At 59.9% G+C, this 16576-nt stretch carries 13 protein-coding genes and 1 pseudogene; 9 read left to right on the top strand and 5 right to left on the bottom strand.

Annotated elements, in window-relative coordinates; translation table 11 throughout:
* Nucleotides 1–4 precede the first annotated feature (4 nt).
* A complete protein-coding gene (locus ACZ9BE_RS18125; protein WP_460094846.1) occupies nt 5–1492 on the top strand; it encodes a helicase HerA-like domain-containing protein in 1488 nt (495 codons plus the stop codon).
* Nucleotides 1493–1580: 88 nt separating this feature from the next.
* Here ACZ9BE_RS18125 and ACZ9BE_RS18120 read toward each other — a convergent pair whose 3' ends face one another.
* Entirely contained in the window at nt 1581–2036 is a 456-nt protein-coding gene (locus tag ACZ9BE_RS18120) for a DUF721 domain-containing protein (protein ID WP_476249762.1), read from the bottom strand.
* A gap of 309 nt (nt 2037–2345) precedes the next feature.
* On the opposite strand from ACZ9BE_RS18120, the gene secA reads away from it, so the two are divergent.
* The 4 genes from secA to ACZ9BE_RS18100 all read left to right on the top strand — a co-directional run bounded on the left by secA (nt 2346) and on the right by ACZ9BE_RS18100 (nt 8184).
* A complete protein-coding gene (gene secA, locus ACZ9BE_RS18115) occupies nt 2346–5087 on the top strand; it encodes a preprotein translocase subunit SecA (protein ID WP_038861039.1) in 2742 nt (913 codons plus the stop codon).
* A 122-nt stretch (nt 5088–5209) separates the two neighbouring features.
* The gene (gene argJ, locus ACZ9BE_RS18110) at nt 5210–6427 is read left to right on the top strand and encodes a bifunctional glutamate N-acetyltransferase/amino-acid acetyltransferase ArgJ (RefSeq protein WP_423663378.1); all 1218 of its coding nucleotides are present in this window, start codon (nt 5210–5212) and stop codon (nt 6425–6427) included.
* Between the two features lie 180 nt (nt 6428–6607).
* On the top strand, nt 6608–7240 hold the full coding sequence (locus ACZ9BE_RS18105) for a glutathione S-transferase family protein (protein WP_056787884.1): 633 nt from the start codon (nt 6608–6610) through the stop codon (nt 7238–7240).
* Nucleotides 7237–8184 (top strand): Nudix family hydrolase, encoded by a 948-nt coding sequence (locus tag ACZ9BE_RS18100; RefSeq protein ID WP_252868160.1) that lies wholly within the window; start codon nt 7237–7239, stop codon nt 8182–8184. Before ACZ9BE_RS18105 ends, ACZ9BE_RS18100 begins: the two co-directional genes overlap by 4 nt.
* Before the next feature lie 113 nt (nt 8185–8297).
* Here ACZ9BE_RS18100 and ACZ9BE_RS18095 read toward each other — a convergent pair whose 3' ends face one another.
* The 3 genes and pseudogenes from ACZ9BE_RS18095 to ACZ9BE_RS18085 all read right to left on the bottom strand — a co-directional run bounded on the left by ACZ9BE_RS18095 (nt 8298) and on the right by ACZ9BE_RS18085 (nt 11886).
* Nucleotides 8298–8882: a cob(I)yrinic acid a,c-diamide adenosyltransferase gene (locus tag ACZ9BE_RS18095; protein WP_150637464.1), complete on the bottom strand. Its 585-nt coding sequence runs from the start codon at nt 8880–8882 to the stop codon at nt 8298–8300.
* A gap of 3 nt (nt 8883–8885) precedes the next feature.
* Entirely contained in the window at nt 8886–10922 is a 2037-nt protein-coding gene (locus tag ACZ9BE_RS18090; protein WP_056787893.1) for a sensor histidine kinase, read from the bottom strand.
* A gap of 45 nt (nt 10923–10967) precedes the next feature.
* Nucleotides 10968–11886, bottom strand: a pseudogene (locus tag ACZ9BE_RS18085) (putative 2-dehydropantoate 2-reductase).
* 140 nt (nt 11887–12026) lie between these two features.
* Between ACZ9BE_RS18085 and ACZ9BE_RS18080 the strand changes: the two are divergent.
* Together ACZ9BE_RS18080 and ACZ9BE_RS18075 are read left to right on the top strand one after the other, a co-directional pair.
* Nucleotides 12027–12512 (top strand): YajQ family cyclic di-GMP-binding protein, encoded by a 486-nt coding sequence (locus ACZ9BE_RS18080; protein WP_016773491.1) that lies wholly within the window; start codon nt 12027–12029, stop codon nt 12510–12512.
* Nucleotides 12513–12663: 151 nt separating this feature from the next.
* Nucleotides 12664–13506, top strand: a complete 843-nt coding sequence (locus ACZ9BE_RS18075; protein WP_016773492.1) for a mechanosensitive ion channel family protein — start codon at nt 12664–12666, stop codon at nt 13504–13506.
* Between the two features lie 225 nt (nt 13507–13731).
* Here the strand turns inward: ACZ9BE_RS18075 and ACZ9BE_RS18070 are convergent, their stop codons facing one another.
* Nucleotides 13732–15003 (bottom strand): OprD family porin, encoded by a 1272-nt coding sequence (locus ACZ9BE_RS18070; protein WP_071173364.1) that lies wholly within the window; start codon nt 15001–15003, stop codon nt 13732–13734.
* Between the two features lie 892 nt (nt 15004–15895).
* Here ACZ9BE_RS18070 and ACZ9BE_RS18065 point away from each other — a divergent pair.
* Nucleotides 15896–16321: an HIT family protein gene (locus ACZ9BE_RS18065; protein WP_122611781.1), complete on the top strand. Its 426-nt coding sequence runs from the start codon at nt 15896–15898 to the stop codon at nt 16319–16321.
* 3 nt (nt 16322–16324) lie between these two features.
* Entirely contained in the window at nt 16325–16531 is a 207-nt protein-coding gene (locus ACZ9BE_RS18060; RefSeq protein ID WP_041479795.1) for a SlyX family protein, read from the top strand.
* Nucleotides 16532–16576 lie beyond the last annotated feature (45 nt).

Here is a 16576-nt window from a genome sequence, read left to right as displayed (position 1 = left end):
GAAAATGCCTGACTCCTCGCAACTCGTTATCGGCGCTGATCCGGCCGCGCAACCCATCGCTCAGGCCATGCGCCTGGCCAACCGCCACGGCCTGATCGCCGGCGCCACCGGCACCGGTAAAACCGTGACGTTGCAGCGCCTGGCCGAAGCGTTCAGCGACGCCGGTGTGGCAGTGTTCGCTGCCGACATCAAGGGCGACCTGTGCGGCCTCGGTGCTGCCGGCAACCCGCAGGGCAAAGTGGCCGAGCGCATCGCCGGCATGCCCTGGCTCGGTCACACGCCGCAGGCTTATCCCGTGACGCTGTGGGACATCCACGGCGAATCCGGACATCCGCTGCGCACCACGCTGAGCGAAATGGGTCCGCTACTGATCGGCAGCCTGCTCGAGCTGACCGACAGTCAGCAGTCGGCGCTTTACGCGGCCTTCAAGGTGGCGGATCGCGAAGGGCTGTTGCTGCTGGATCTCAAGGATCTGAAAGCGCTGCTCAATCACCTCAAGGACAATCCACAGTTGCTCGGCGAAGACGCCGCGCTGATGACCACCGGTTCCAGCCAGGCGCTGCTGCGCCGGTTGGCGACGCTGGAACAGCAGGGCGCCGAAGCCCTGTTCGGCGAGCCGGCGCTGCAACTCGAAGACATTCTGCAACCGGGCGCCGATGGCCGTGGACGTATCCATCTGCTCGATGCCAGTCGGCTGGTGCACGAGGCGCCGAAGGTTTACGCAACGTTCCTGCTGTGGCTGCTGGCCGAGTTGTTCGAGCAACTGCCCGAGCGCGGCGACGCCGACAAGCCGCTGCTGGCGCTGTTTTTCGACGAGGCGCACTTGCTGTTCAGCGACACGCCCAAAGCTCTGCAAGAACGGCTCGAGCAAGTGGTGCGTTTGATTCGTTCCAAAGGCGTTGGCGTGTATTTCGTCACCCAGTCGCCGGCGGATCTGCCGGATGACGTGCTGGCGCAGTTGGGCTTGCGTATTCAACACGGTCTGCGTGCGTTCACCGCCAAAGAGCAGAAATCCCTGCGCGCCGTGGCGGATGGCTTTCGGCCGAATCCGGCGTTCGACAGTCTGTCGGTACTGACTGAGTTAGGTATTGGTGAGGCGTTGGTGGGCACCTTGACCGAGAAGGGCACGCCGGAAATGGTCCAGCGTGTGTTGGTGGCGCCGCCGCAATCGCGGATCGGCCCGCTGACTGAAACCGAGCGCACCGTGCTGATCGCCGGCTCGCCGTTCAAGGGCCGTTATGACAAGCCGATCGATCGCGAGTCGGCCTATGAAATCCTGATGGGACGCAAAGGGCTGGCGCCCGAGGCTGAAACACCAGCGGGCAAACCAGCGGCCGCAGAGCCAAGCCTGGCTGACCGCGCTGGCGAATTCCTCGGCACGGCGGCAGGGCAGGCGCTGAAATCGGCGATGCGCCAGGCGGCCAATAATCTCGGCAAGCAGTTGGTGCGCGGGTTGATGGGGTCGCTGCTCGGCGGCAGCAAGCGCCGCTAAAAGCAAAGATCGCAGCCTTCGGCAGCTCCTACAGTTGAAACATTCATTCTGTAGGAGCTGCCGAAGGCTGCGATCTTTTGATTTTGCTTCAGGCTTTCCCCTTGGCATGCGCCGCCAGCCGCTCCAGCGCCGCGCGCAATCCCGGATCGCTGATCCCGTCGGCCGTCGACTGAATCGTCTCTGCCGCACTGCTGGACAGATCCATTGAGTGCCCAGTTGCCCGATGCTGCACGATGGGCGGGCGCACGCTGAATTTGATCCGCAGCAGGTTGGCGAACTCTTCGAAAAGTTGCAGTTGCCGTTGCAGGCGTTTCTGCTGATAGCGCAGGCGCGTCGCCCAATGGCCGTCAGTGACCACCAGTGACAGCTCGCCTTCGCGCCACTTGGCCACGCGGCAATGCTCGCGGGCGGCCGGTTGCAGCTGGCTTTCGAGCAGACGCTGCAAATGCTCCAGGCGCTGGGCATGGCCGAGGATGGCTTTGAGCGGTTTGGCTTCGCGTAGCAGAACGGCGGGTGCTCTGGCCGTAAGAGGGCGAAACGCCATGATCGAACACCTGAAAGTCACAGAGGCGCCATGGTAGCAGAAAGCTGCGGAACCTCTGGCCCATTGCTTTTGTCCCTGATTTGCTCATTAAATCAACGCCTGACTTCTTTCCCCCGACGGGTTGAAGTTGAGCAAAACGCCCCTATTTTAAGTGAGCCCCGTCAAAGCGCAGTGCCAGCATCGTGGAACATCGCCACTTTCCTCACCACCGTTTCCGGGTAGAATGCTCGTTCGCATGCGGCCATGAGGGCTGCACGGGCGACTCACGGGGCCGCCCTCCATCCCTTTAGTGTGGAAGATCCTGCCGATATGTTTGCGCCTTTGTTAAAGAAACTTTTTGGAAGCAAGAACGAGCGTGAAGTCAAACGCATGCTCAAGACGGTGCAGCTCGTCAATGCCTTCGAAGAGCAAATGGTGGCCCTTTCGGACGATCAATTGCGCGCCAAGACCGCCGAGTTCAAGGCCCGTATCGCCAAAGGGGAAACCCTCGACAAGCTGTTGCCTGAAGCCTTTGCCGTAGCCCGCGAGGCCGGCAAGCGTGTGATGGGCATGCGCCACTTCGACGTGCAACTCGTCGGCGGCATGACTCTGCACGAAGGCAAGATTGCCGAAATGCGCACCGGTGAGGGCAAGACCCTCGTGGCCACCCTGGGTGTTTACCTCAACGCACTGTCCGGCAAGGGCGTGCACGTTGTGACCGTGAACGACTACCTGGCCCGCCGTGACGCCAACTGGATGCGTCCGCTGTATGAATTCCTCGGCCTGACTGTCGGCGTCGTGACGCCGTTCCAGCCGCCGGAAGAAAAGCGTGCCGCCTACGCCGCCGACATCACCTACGGCACCAACAACGAATTCGGTTTCGACTACCTGCGCGACAACATGGCGTTCAGCATGGATGAAAAATTCCAGCGCGAACTCAACTTTGCCGTGATCGACGAAGTCGACTCCATCCTCATCGACGAAGCGCGTACCCCGCTGATCATTTCCGGCCAGGCCGAGGACAGCTCCAAGCTGTACATGGAGATCAACAAACTGATCCCGCAGCTGGAACTGCATGTCGAGGAAGTCGAAGGCCAGGTCACCAAGGCCGGTCACTACACCGTTGACGAAAAGACCCGTCAGGTCGAACTCAACGAAGCCGGTCACCAGTTCATCGAAGAAATGCTCACCCGCGTCGGCCTGCTGGCCGAAGGCGAAAGCCTGTACTCGGCGCATAATCTCGGTCTGCTGACCCACGTCTATGCCGGTCTGCGTGCGCACAAGCTGTTCAATCGCAACATTGAATACATCGTGCAGGACGGTCAGGTCGTACTGGTCGACGAACACACCGGTCGTACCATGCCGGGTCGTCGTCTGTCCGAAGGCCTGCACCAGGCTATCGAAGCCAAGGAAGGTCTGAACATCCAGGCCGAGAGCCAGACCCTGGCCTCGACCACCTTCCAGAACTACTTCCGTCTGTACACCAAGCTGTCCGGCATGACCGGTACCGCCGACACCGAAGCGTTCGAATTCCACCAGATCTATGGTCTGGAAGTCATGGTCATTCCGCCGAACAAACCGTTGGCGCGTAAAGACTACAACGACCTGGTGTTCCTCACCGCCGAAGAGAAATACGCGGCGATCGTCGCGGACATCAAGGAAAGCATGGCCGCCGGTCGTCCGGTGCTGGTGGGTACCGCGACCATCGAGACGTCCGAGCACATGTCCGAATTGCTCGTCAAAGAAGGCATCGAACACAAGGTTCTCAACGCCAAGTTCCACGAAAAAGAAGCTGAGATCATCGCTCAGGCCGGTCGTCCGGGTGCGCTGACCATCGCCACCAACATGGCCGGTCGTGGTACCGACATCCTGTTGGGCGGCAACTGGGAAGTGGAAGTCGCTTCGCTGGAGAACCCGACTCCTGAGCAGATCGCGCAGATCAAGGCCGACTGGCAGAAGCGTCACCAGCAAGTGCTGGAGTCCGGCGGCTTGCAGGTAATTGCTTCCGAGCGTCACGAATCGCGCCGTATCGACAACCAGCTGCGTGGCCGTGCCGGTCGTCAGGGCGATGCCGGTTCGAGCCGCTTCTACCTGTCGCTGGAAGACAGCCTGATGCGCATCTTCGCCTCCGACCGCGTGAAGAACTTCATGAAAGCCTTGGGCATGCAGCCGGGCGAAGCGATCGAGCACCGTATGGTGACCAACGCGATCGAGAAGGCGCAGCGCAAGGTTGAAGGCCGCAACTTCGACATCCGCAAGCAACTGCTCGAGTTCGACGACGTCAACAACGAACAGCGTAAAGTGATCTATCACATGCGTAACACGTTGCTGGCCGCTGACAACATCGGTGAGACCATCGCCGACTTCCGTCAGGACGTGCTCAACGCTACCGTCAGTGCCCACATTCCGCCGCAATCGCTGCCAGAGCAGTGGGACGTGGCCGGTCTGGAAGCGTCGATCGAAAGCGATTTCGGCGTGAAACTGCCGATCCAGCAATGGCTCGACGAAGACGATCACCTGTACGAAGAAACCCTGCGCGAGAAGCTCATGACCGAGCTGATGGCGGCGTACAACGAGAAGGAAGATCAGGCCGGTGCCGAGGCGCTGCGCTCGTTCGAGAAGCAGATTGTCCTGCGCGTACTCGACGACCTGTGGAAAGATCACCTGTCGACCATGGATCACCTGCGTCACGGCATTCACTTGCGTGGCTATGCGCAGAAGAACCCGAAGCAGGAATACAAGCGCGAGTCGTTCACACTGTTCTCCGAGCTGCTGGATTCGATCAAGCGCGACTCGATCCGCGTGCTCTCGCACGTTCAGGTGCGTCGCGAAGATCCGGAAGCCGAAGAGCAACGCCTGCGTCAGGAAGCCGAAGCACTGGCGGCGCGCATGCAGTTCGAGCACGCCGAAGCGCCTGGCCTGGATCAGCCGGAAGCGTTGGGTGAAGAGGTCGATGTGGCTCTCGCCACTGCCGCTGCCCCGGTTCGCAACGAGCAGAAGCTGGGCCGCAACGAACTGTGCTACTGCGGTTCGGGCAAGAAATACAAGCATTGCCACGGGCAGATCCAGTAAAACCCGTTTCAATCGCTGAACACCCCGCGCCGCGACCGGCTCCTGCCGTCGCGGCGTTTTGCCATTTATCCCACCGTCCTTTCCCGTGGCGGTGCTGACATCATTGAGTAAGGAGCGCATTCATGGCTGTTGGTCTTGGTCCTTTGCCAACGTTGCACCCGGTTGCCGGTTTTGAACTCGGTATCGCCTCGGCCGGCATCAAGCGCCCGGGGCGCAAGGATGTAGTGGTGATGCGCTGTGCTGAAGGTTCCACCGTGGCTGGCGTGTTCACCCTGAACGCGTTCTGCGCCGCGCCGGTGATCCTGGCGAAAAAGCGCGTGCACAATGCTGTGCGTTACTTGCTGACCAACACCGGCAATGCCAACGCTGGCACCGGCGAACCGGGTCTGGCCGCTGCCGAGCGCACCACTGCCAAACTGGCTGAGCTGACCGGCGTCGACGCCAGCCAGATTCTGCCGTACTCCACCGGTGTGATCGGCGAGCCGCTGCCGGTCGAAAAAATCGAAGGCGCACTGCAAGCCGCGCTGGATGATCTGTCGGAGAACAACTGGGAAGCCGCGGCCACCGGGATCATGACCACCGACACCCTGCCCAAGGGCGCCAGCCGCCAGTTCGAGCATGACGGCGTGACCGTCACTGTCACCGGCATCAGCAAAGGCGCCGGCATGATTCGGCCGAACATGGCGACCATGCTGGGTTACATCGCCACCGACGCCAAAGTCTCCCGCGAGGTGCTGCACAACCTGATGCTCGACGGCGCCAACAAGTCGTTCAACCGCATCACCATCGACGGCGACACCTCGACCAACGACTGCTGCATGCTGATCGCTACAGGCAAGGCCGCGCTGCCCGAGATCACCCGCGCTGAAGGCGAGCTGTTCGCCAAGCTGAAACAAGCGGTGTTCGAAGTGTGCATGGACGTCGCCCAGGCCATCGTGCGTGACGGCGAAGGCGCGACCAAATTCGTTACCGTTGAAGTGAATGGCGGCGGCAACCATCAGGAATGCCTGGACGTCGGTTACACCGTGGCCCACTCGCCGCTGATCAAGACCGCGCTGTTCGCCTCTGACCCGAACTGGGGCCGTATCCTCGCTGCCGTGGGCCGTGCCGGCGTGCCGGATCTGGACGTGAGCAAGATCGACGTGTTCCTCGGCGACGTGTGCATCGCCAGCCGTGGCGCCCGCGCCGCGACCTACACTGAAGCCCAGGGCTCGGCGGTGATGCAGCAGGAAGAAATCACCATCCGCATCGAACTGGGCCGCGGCGATTGCAGCGAAACCATCTGGACCACCGACCTGTCGCATGAGTACGTGAAGATCAACGCTGAATACCGTACTTGATTCAAGGTGTGGGAGTGGGCTGCCGGCCTCTTCGCGGGCAAGCCCGCTCCCACAGTGATTGCGGTCGTTCACAAATGCCGTGTACACCACCAAAACCTGTGGGAGCGGGCTTGCCCGCGATGACGGACGACCAGACGCCAGACATTCTGGATTGTTTCCCTGACGAAAAGGCGCCACACCATGTCCCTGCACCTGATCATCGGCGACAAACTGCTTTCCTCCTGGTCCCTGCGTGCGGCACTGGCGCTGGACCTGACCGGCGCACCCTACAGCGAAGAGCTGATCAAGCTCGGCAAACCCGACACCCGCGAGCGCCTGCTCAAGCACTCGCCGACCGGCAAGGTGCCGCTGCTGCATACCACCCGTGGCACCATCGCCGATTCGCTGGCCATTGCTGAGTACCTCGCTGAGCAGTTTCCGTCCGAGCAACTCTGGCCGAGCGATACCTTTGCCCGCGCGCAGGCCCGCTCGGCCTGCGCACAAATGCACAGCGGCTTCTTCGCCATGCGTAACCACATGCCGTTCAACCTGAGCCAGGACGCACCGCTCAACCCGGTGCCGCCAGAAGTGAAGGTCGATATCGAACGCATGCTCGCGCTGTGGGCCGAATGCCGCGCGGCAGCGACGGAAGAGGGGCCGTACCTGTTCGGTCGTGTCAGCCTTGCCGATGCCTTTTTCGCGCCGATCGCCGTGCGCTTGCGCACCTATCAGGTGAAGCTGCCGGCGGTCGACGAAGCTTATGTTGAAACCATCTACCAATGGCCCGCCTTCAAAGCGTGGCAAAAGGCTGGACTGGAGGAATTGAACCCGTGAAACGCGTCCACGTCGCCGCTGCCGTCATTCGTGACGGCGCCGGCAAAATCCTTATCGCCCGCCGTGCCGACACCCAGCATCAAGGCGGCTTGTGGGAATTTCCCGGTGGCAAGGTCGAGGCTGACGAATCGGTCGAATCGGCGCTGGCTCGCGAGCTGCACGAAGAGCTGGGCATCGTCGTTGACGCTGCCCGGCCGCTGATCAAGGTTCGCCACGATTACCCGGACAAACAGGTCTTGCTGGATGTCTGGGAAGTCTCGGCGTTCAGTGGCGAACCCCACGGCGCTGAAGGCCAGCCACTGGCCTGGGTCACTGCCAGGGAATTGATTGACTATGAGTTTCCGGCGGCCAATCAGCCGATCGTCGCGGCGGCGCGCTTGCCTGCCGAATACTTGATCACTCCCGAAGATCTGGAAGGCCCGGCCTTGTTGCGCGGCATCCAGAAGGCGATTGCCGGAGGCATCAAACTGATCCAGCTGCGCGCACCCAACGGCTACGACCCGAAATACCGGGATCTGGCGGTGGATGCGGTGGGCCTGTGCGCCGGCAAGGCGCAGTTGATGATCAAAGGGCCGTTCGAATGGCTCGGTGATTTCCCGTCTGCCGGATGGCACATCACCGCTGCCCAACTGCGTAAATACGCAGCGGCAGGACGTCCGTTGCCGGCTGAGCGCTGGCTCGCGGCGTCCTGTCATGACGCTGAAGAGCTGGCGCTGGCCGAGCAGATGGGCGTTGATTTCGTCACTCTGTCGCCGGTGCAGCCGACGTTGACGCACCCGGATGCGCAGCCGTTGGGGTGGGAGCAGGCACAGGCGTTGATTGACGGTTTCAGTAAACCGGTGTTTCTGCTCGGTGGAGTAGGGCCGGCGGAGCGCGAGAAGGCTTGGGGTACTGGGGCTCAGGGTGTCGCGGGGATTCGGGCGTTCTGGCCTGATCCAGTGTAAGGGCTACCGACCTCTTCGCGAGCAGGCTCGCTCCCACAGTGGATTGCATTTCTCCAGTCAGAATGCAGTCAAATGTGGGAGCGAGCCTGCTCGCGAAGGCGCCCTGACAGGCGCTACTTTCCTCCAGGTTTCGCAGCCGGCTGCCACAAAATCTCCGCCACCCCTTGCCGCCGCGCAATCAACCGCGCCACAACAAACAGCAAATCCGACAACCGATTGATATACGCCAGGCCAACCCCGGCCAACGGCTCCAGCGCATTCAAATGCTGACAGCGCCGCTCGGCACTGCGCGCCAGACTGCGGCAGACATGTGCCTGCGCAATCAACATCGAACCACCCGGCAAGATGAAGTTTTCCAGCGGCCCCAGCTCTTCATTCCACACATCGATGGCCGCTTCCAGCCGCTCGATTTCGGCCTCGTTCAACGCCTGATATTCAGGCATCGCCAGTTCGCCACCGAGGTCGAACAGGCGATGCTGACAAGGCGCCAACACTTCGATGATTTCATTCAGCGCCGGATGCACTTCGCGCTCGGCGAGCAAACCGGCGAGCAACACGCCGACCTGACTGTTCAGCGTATCGACCTCGCCGATCGCCTCGATGCGCGGGTGATCCTTGGGGACGCGACGGCCGTCACCGAGGCCGGTTTCGCCTTTGTCGCCGGTGCGGGTGTAGATCTTCGACAAGCGAAAGCCCATGGGTTACCTCGGTAGTGAATTGGTTTCGGTGGTCAACGGCGCAGGCTGCACCAGCGGCAGACGCAGAGTGAAGCAAGTGCCCTGGCCGGGCGCCGACTGCACTTCCATCTGGCCTTTGTGATTGTTGGTGATGATGAAGTACGACACCGACAGGCCAAGGCCGGTGCCCTGGCCGATTTCCTTGGTGGTAAAGAACGGCTCGAAAGTGCGCTTGCGCACGTTCTCGCTCATGCCGATGCCGTTGTCCTCGACCTGAATCTCGGCCCACGGCGGATTGAGCCTGGTGCGCAAAATGATCCGGCCCGGCTCGCTGTCGTCTTCGCGCTGATGAATCGCCTGCGCGGCATTTTTCAGCAGATTGAGCAGCACCTGTTCCAGTTCGTTGGCGGTGCCCGGCACCGGACCCAGTGCCGGGTCGAACTGGCGGATGATCGCCTGGCCCTTGAAGTCGAAGCCGATGGCCAGATCGAAATCGTTGCCGGCGATCTCAACGGCCTGATCGATCAGCGCCGGTAGATCGCACGGCGCCATTTGCCGGGTGCTGCGGCGGCTGAAGCTGAGCATGTGCGTGACGATTTTCGCTGCGCGGGCGCCGGCCTGTTGAATGCCGTCGAGCAGTTGCGGGACTTCGCGGCCTTGCAGGTAGCGGTTCACAGTGTCCAGTTCGATGCCCATTTGTTCGGCAGTCTCGATGTTCTTCGGCAGATCCGCCGACAGACGCCGGCGAATGTTCTGCACGTTGTGCAGGATCGCGCCGAGCGGGTTGTTGATTTCATGGGCCATGCCGGCCGCGAGGCCACCGACCGAGAGCATCTTCTCCGACTGCACCATCATTTCTTCCAGCGACAGACGCTGAGTGATGTCGTCGATACGGATCACCACGCCACGCCCGGCACCGCCCATCAGTGGGTAAAACGTCAGCGCGTAATGCTTGGGTTCATCGTCCTTGAACCAGGTCACCCGATCGACTTTAGCCACGGTGTGCTGTTCGACAGTGGCCTTGAGCTGCGGCAAAAACGGTTTCAGCGGTTCGAAGGCGAGGAAGATCGGTTGGTTCAAAGCCTCATCCAGGCGCGTGCCGGAGAGGGCGCTGGCTTCCTGATTCCATTGAGTGACGTAAAGCTGCTCGTCGAGAGCGATGAGCGCCGACGGCATCGAGTCGATGATGCTGTTGAGGTAATTCTGGAAGCCGGTGAGCTTCTTCTCGATCTTGCTGCGCACCTGGACTTCGAGTTCCAGTTTGCGGTTGGTGTGGCGGGTTTCCTCGGCCAGCCCCTGCGCCTGATCGTAGGCGGCCTGCGAGTCGTCGCGGGCGCGTTTCAATTGCTGCTCGCGGGCTTCGATGCGCGAGAGCATGGTGTTGAACGCCTCGGCCAGACTGCCGATTTCGTCGTGGTTGCCGCGCGCGGCGCGCAAGGCGTAGTTCTCTTCGCGAGTGACCTGCCGGGACAATTCCTCCAGCTGATGAATCGGCCGGGTGATCAGGCGCTTGATCTGCCGGGCAATCACCAGCCACAGCAGTACGCTGAAGATCAGGATGCCGAGGCTGGCGGTCAGAGTGCCGGTGTAGAACGCCATCGGCAGTTCGCTGCTGGCCACCAGCAACAGATGCCCCGGTGCGGCGCCGGGGCGGGGCAGGGTGATCAGTTGATTGCTGCGAAACTCGGTGAGTTGCCAGGCTTCGACATGGCGGTAGCGCTCAGGGAGACTGAGTTTTTCGCCGCGCTGCACTTGCGCCAGGCGTTCGCCCTTGCCGTCGTACAGGGCGGCGGCGCGCAGCGGTGAATAACTGTCGAGTTCCTTGAGCAGGCGCTCGGCGCTGCGCGGCGACTCCAGCGCATCGCTGACCAGACTCGGGTTGGCGATCAGCCGGCCGATGGTCTGCAAGGCCTGTGGCGCCATGCTTTCCTGGGAAATGTAATAGGCGGCGCTGATAAAGGTCAGGTTGGCGACGAGCAGAACCGTGGTCAACAACACCAGCAGGGCCGCCAGCAGTTTCTGGCCGACCGGCAGGTTTTCAAGGCGCTGGCGCAATGGCATCAGGTTTATCGCAGCAGGGGAACAAGTCGTCAGCCTAGCGGCTGCTCAGTCGCTGGGCAATCCACGCTTGTGCAGATGAGCGATCAGACGTTGCTGCAACTGCTGCAGATGCGGCAGATGCAACTGATGGCGCTCGGCAACTTTGCAGGCGTGGCCCAACAGATAGCTGATCTCGGTGCGGCGCTGGTTGGCGACGTCCTGATACATCGAAGAGTAATTGGCGGCGGTGGCGTGGATCACTCGTTCGACTTCCGCTTGCAGGTTTTCCGCCGCAGCGGGTTGGCCGCAGCGTTCGAGCAGTTCGGTCAATTCGGCACAGAGTGTGGCAACTTCGCAGTGATGCTCGCTCAGCCCGCCGTTGCGGCAATCGTGGAGCACGGTCAGCGGGTTGATCGCGCAGTTCAGCGCCAGTTTGCGCCACAGGCGGGTGAGGATGTCAGCGCTCCATTCATGGGGGATGTTCGCCGCTTGCAGCTCGTCCAGCCAGACCGGCGCCAGCGGATTTGCCGCATCGCCCAGCCAGTTGAAACCGTGACCGGCAAACACCACGCGCCAATCGCCATCGCGGAACGCGCCCTCGGTGCTGGACGCGCTGATGCAGCGCGCTTGCGGTACCCGCGCGGCCACGGCGTCCTGACTGCCAAGGCCGTTTTGCAGGAGGATCAGTTCGGCGTCCGGAGCGAGGCGTGAAGCGAGGCGGGCGACGGCCTCTTCGGCGTCATAGGCCTTGCACGCGACCAGTAAACGGCGAATTGGCTCGGGGCTGTCCGGGGTTTCGCCGGGAACTGCATAGGTATGAGCTTGTCCGTTTTCTACCAGGGTCAAGCCGCCCACTGCCTCGTAGCTGTGCAAGCGCGCGGCATCGCGCAGGATCAGTTGCACAGGCAAGCCCGGCCCGGGCCAGACGTGTCGCCCAGAGTGTGCCGAGGCTGCCGGCGCCGAGTACATGCCAGGTGGTCGACATCAGTTTTTTGCTCGATTGCTTGCAGGCATGTGAGGCTCGCCGTATCGGTAGGAAAAGACCCGTTATAATGAGCCCGATTTTAACCGCAAGCCAAGCGCGCTCCATCCACATCGAGCGCGCCTTTTTATTGGAGAGATTACATGCCGTCGTTCGACGTGGTATCCGAACTGGACAAACACGAACTCACCAACGCGGTCGAGAACGCCGTGAAGGAGCTCGATCGTCGTTATGACCTGAAAGGCAAGGGCAGCTTCGAGTTCAAGGAAAAAGACCTGACCGTCAGCCTCACCGCCGAAGCTGCTTTCCAGCTCGAAGCGATGATCGAAATCCTCAAGCTGGCGCTGACCAAGCGCAAGATCGACGTGCAGTGCCTTGAGGTCAAGGATGCTTACGCTTCGGGCAAACTGATGAAGCAGGACGCCATCCTCAAGGAAGGCATCGACAAGGAGCTGGCAAAGAAAATCGTCGGCCACATCAAGGAAGCCAAGCTCAAGGTCCAGGCCGCCATTCAGGGCGAGCAGGTGCGTGTCACCGGCAAGAAGCGCGACGATTTGCAGGAAGCCATCGCGGCCCTGCGTGCCAAGGAATTCGGCATGCCGCTGCAGTTCAACAACTTCCGCGACTAAGCTTGTCTTGTGACTGTGTGGGAGCGAGCCTGCTCGCGAATGCAATGTGTCAGTCAATTTATTGCTGAATGACACAGCGCTTTCGCGAGCAGGCTCGCTCCCACAGTTGTTTTGAATACACCCCGGGAAGCCGGAAATCAGGAGATAGAACATGGATTTGAATGCGGAAGTGGACCACCTGGTCAAGGCGTCCCAGGCGTGGATCCCGATGATCATGGAATACGGCAGCCGCGTACTGCTGGCAGTGATTACCCTGGCGATCGGCTGGTGGCTGATCAACAAGGTCACGCAAAAACTCGGCGGTCTGCTGGCCCTGCGCAATGCCGACCTCGCGCTGCAAGGCTTTATCAGCAGCCTGGCCAACATCATTCTCAAGGTGCTGCTGATTGTCAGCGTCGCGTCGATGATCGGCGTCGAAACCACCTCGTTCGTCGCGGCCATCGGTGCTGCGGGTCTGGCGATCGGTCTGGCCCTGCAGGGCAGCCTGGCCAACTTCGCTGGCGGCGTGCTGATTCTGCTGTTCCGCCCGTTCCGCATCGGTGACTGGATCGAAGCCCAGGGCGTGGCGGGTACCGTCGACAGCATCCAGATTTTCCACACCGTGCTGCGTACCGGCGACAACAAGACCATCATCCTGCCCAACGGCAACCTGTCGAACGGCATCATCACCAACACCAACCGTCAGCCAACCCGCAAAGTCGTGTTTGATGTCGGCGTGGATTACGAAGCGGATCTGCAGAAGGCCCGTCAGGTATTGCTGGATCTGGCCAAGGATCCCCGCGTCATGCAGGACCCGGAGCCACAGGCAGTGATTTCGACATTGGGCGACAGTTCGATCACGGTATCCCTGCGCGTATGGGTTAAAACTGCGGACTATTGGGACGTGATGTTCATGTTCAATGAACAGGCGCGTGATCGTTTGAAGGCTGCCGGGATTGATATTCCGTTTCCGCAGCGGGTTATACGCGTAGTGCAGGAATCTGCCACGCAGTAAGCGTCTTTGAAGTTGGTTTGGCAGTCAGCAACTAATATAAAACCCGAGCAGTGTGTGCACTCTCGGGTTTTTTATCGGCGCGATAAAACTATGCTGGCTAATAAGTAGCTGGCTAATGTTTTTTCTGTTTGATCAGTTATTCATCCATAAAAAAACCGCCCTCCTGATTCAGGAGGGCGGTTTTGTTAGAGCGGAGCTCTACAGTACGTCAGCTTCGCAACCTTATTACAGGATGCTCAGTGGGTATTCAACGATCAAACGCAGGTCGTTGTTATCACCACCGTTGTAAGAAGTGTTGGAGCGATACCAGGCGCTACGCAGGCGGAAAGACAAGTCTTTCGCTGGACCGTTTTGCATAACGTATTTGGATTCGAAGTCCAGTTCGTGCTCTTTGCCCTCTTCAGCGCCGGTGCTGATGTTGTCACCTTTGATGTAACGGGTCATGAAGCTCAGACCAGGTACGCCGAAGGTAGCCATGTTCAGGTCATAACGGCCCTGCCACGAACGCTCGTCTGCACCGTTGAAGTCAGAGTACTGCACGGAGTTGGCGAGGAAGATCGTGCCGCCGCCGTCCACGCCGTACACGTAACCGGTGTCACCGCTGGAGCGCTGGTGGGCGAGGGTGAATTTGTGCGCGCCGATGCTGTAAGCAGCGCTAAGGGACCAGATGCGGTTGTCGATGTCGCCGGACAGGTCTTGACCCTGGCTCTTGCTCTTGTACCCGTTGAAATCGAAGTTCAGCGACTGTTCGTCGTTGATCGGCAGGGTGTAGTTCAGATTGACGTATTGCTTCTTGAAGTGGTCTTCCACGTCGGATGCTGCAACACCGGCGACAAAACTGTCGGTGAACTGATAGGTAGCACCGGCGATGTCAGCGGATTTCAGGCCACCTTCAACGATGGAGTCACGACCCATCTGGCTTTGCGCGCTCAGCGCGGTAAAGCGACCTGCGCTCAGTTCCAGGCCCGGGATCTCTTTGGATACGAGCATGGTGCCGGTAGCGGTCTCAGGCAGCAAGCGGCTGTCGTCGGTGGAAAAAACCGGGCTGGCGACAAACTGGTTACCGTATTTCAGGACAGTGTCGGAAAGACGGAACTTGACTGCTCCACCGCTTTTCGACTGAGTGTCTTCAGCTCTGCCGTCGCTATCGGGAGCGAACAGACCGTTGCCAGTGCGGCCGCGTCCAGTGTCCAGCTTGATGGAGCCAAGACCGAAAGCATCTACACCTACACCGATGGTGCCTTGGGTGAAGCCGGACTCGTAAATGGCATGCATGCCAATACCGGTTTCTTCCCGATAGCCCTGGCGCTCACCCGACGGGCTGCTTTTCAGGTTTTCGTTCTTGAAATCACGGTTCATATACAGCATGCGAGTCTTGACGCTGAAGCTGCTGTCTTCAACAAAACCTTTCGATTCATCTTGAGAAGACGCCATTGCGAACTGCGAGGTGCCTGCTGCAACAGCCAGGGCGATCATGCTCCACTTCATCACGCGCATCGTGATTTGCTCCTTTGGTTTTTAGAAGAGTACTGCCGTCCCACCTGTTTTATTATCTGGGCGGCTCTTTCTTTTTGTGTCGGCGCAAACTTATATCACGCCGACATTGTTGGCGATACTTGCGAAATCAACCTTTCAGCTTCTTTACGGCGTTGTCGCAAAAGGAGCGCTGGATGTCGCAAATTCACAGTACCGATGCAGCCGGACTGACAACTTTATCGCTGTTTCCGGGCCTTTTTTGCATCGCTAAAAAAGAGTCCCTGGCAAAACACTTGAATCTCCATCGGGCAACCCTGCCACTGTTTTTATTGGCTTCAAGCGACCACTTCCAGTGGTGCGCTTATAGTCCATACGGTTACTAATGCAACAAGCGTGCACAAACCGCGAAAACGCTGCGGTTATTTTTCTGTGGGCCGCTCGCAGATGTGAAAACCGTGTGAAAACGGGGCTCCGGAGCCTTTTTTGCTGCGGGCTTGACGAGGTTCTCCCAATGGTGTTGCAGCGCACCCAGGGTGCGCAGGACAGCAAAAAACGTTACCGGTTCACCCCTTACTGAGTATTTAGCGGATGCCCGACCCAGTGAGCGTAGTCGTGTTGTGCAGTTTTGGTGCAAAAAAATCATGAATCCAGCCTTGGCCAATCTGGCGGCGACTGACCTGAGGTACGGCAGATCAAGGATTTTCGTGCAGCTCTTCACGTCAAGGCTCATATCGGGGCCTGTGTTGGTGCGCGGCCGGGATAAATGTTTCATGTCGGAGCGCCTGGCGATTTACTGCCGGCAGCGGCGTGAAGCTCGCTGCATTCGCAGGTATGCTGCCGTTCTGTCGCTTGGCGCGCTGCTTCGAATGGGCCGCCGCTAAGCTGAGTTAGAGGATCAGCGGGAGTGCTCACAGTGTTTGCTTTGGATTCACGACTTCAACAGGACGCCCTGGTCATCGGCGACTTTCCGTTGTGCCGGCTGTTGCTGTCCAACGACAGCAATTACCCTTGGTTCATCCTGGTACCTCGTCGCGAGGATATCAGCGAGTTGTTTCAGTTGGATGTCGCCGATCAGCAGCAACTGTGGCAGGAAACCACCACCCTCGCCGAGTTGCTCAAGGATTCGTTCGACGCGGACAAGCTGAACGTGGCAACCCTGGGTAACGTTGTCAGCCAGTTACATATGCATGTGATCGTGCGTAAGCGTGACGATGCGGCATGGCCGGCGCCGGTCTGGGGCAAGCATCCGGCCAGGCCGTACAGCGCAGAACAGGTAGCGACCATTCGCGAACGCTTGCGTCTGGTGCTGACCGATGAATTCACTTTTTTGGAGGGCTGAGTAATGAGCCTTGAAGGACGCGTTACCGATCTGGAAAGCCGTTTGGCCTTTCAGGATGACACCATTCAGGCATTGAACGATGTGCTGGTGGCGCAGCAGAAGGTCATCGAGCGCTTGCAATTGCAGATGGAAGCGCTGATCAAGCGTCACGAAGAGATGGTCGGGCAGTTCGGTGCTTTTGAGGAAGATGCACCGCCGCCGCATTATTGAGCCATTCGGCAGGCATAAAAAAACCGCGAACAGTCAGGCTGCTCG

Source organism: Pseudomonas sp. TE9122 (genome assembly GCF_056278925.1).
Note: the sequence above shows the minus strand (reverse complement) of the source record. Positions and strands in the feature narration are given on the sequence as shown.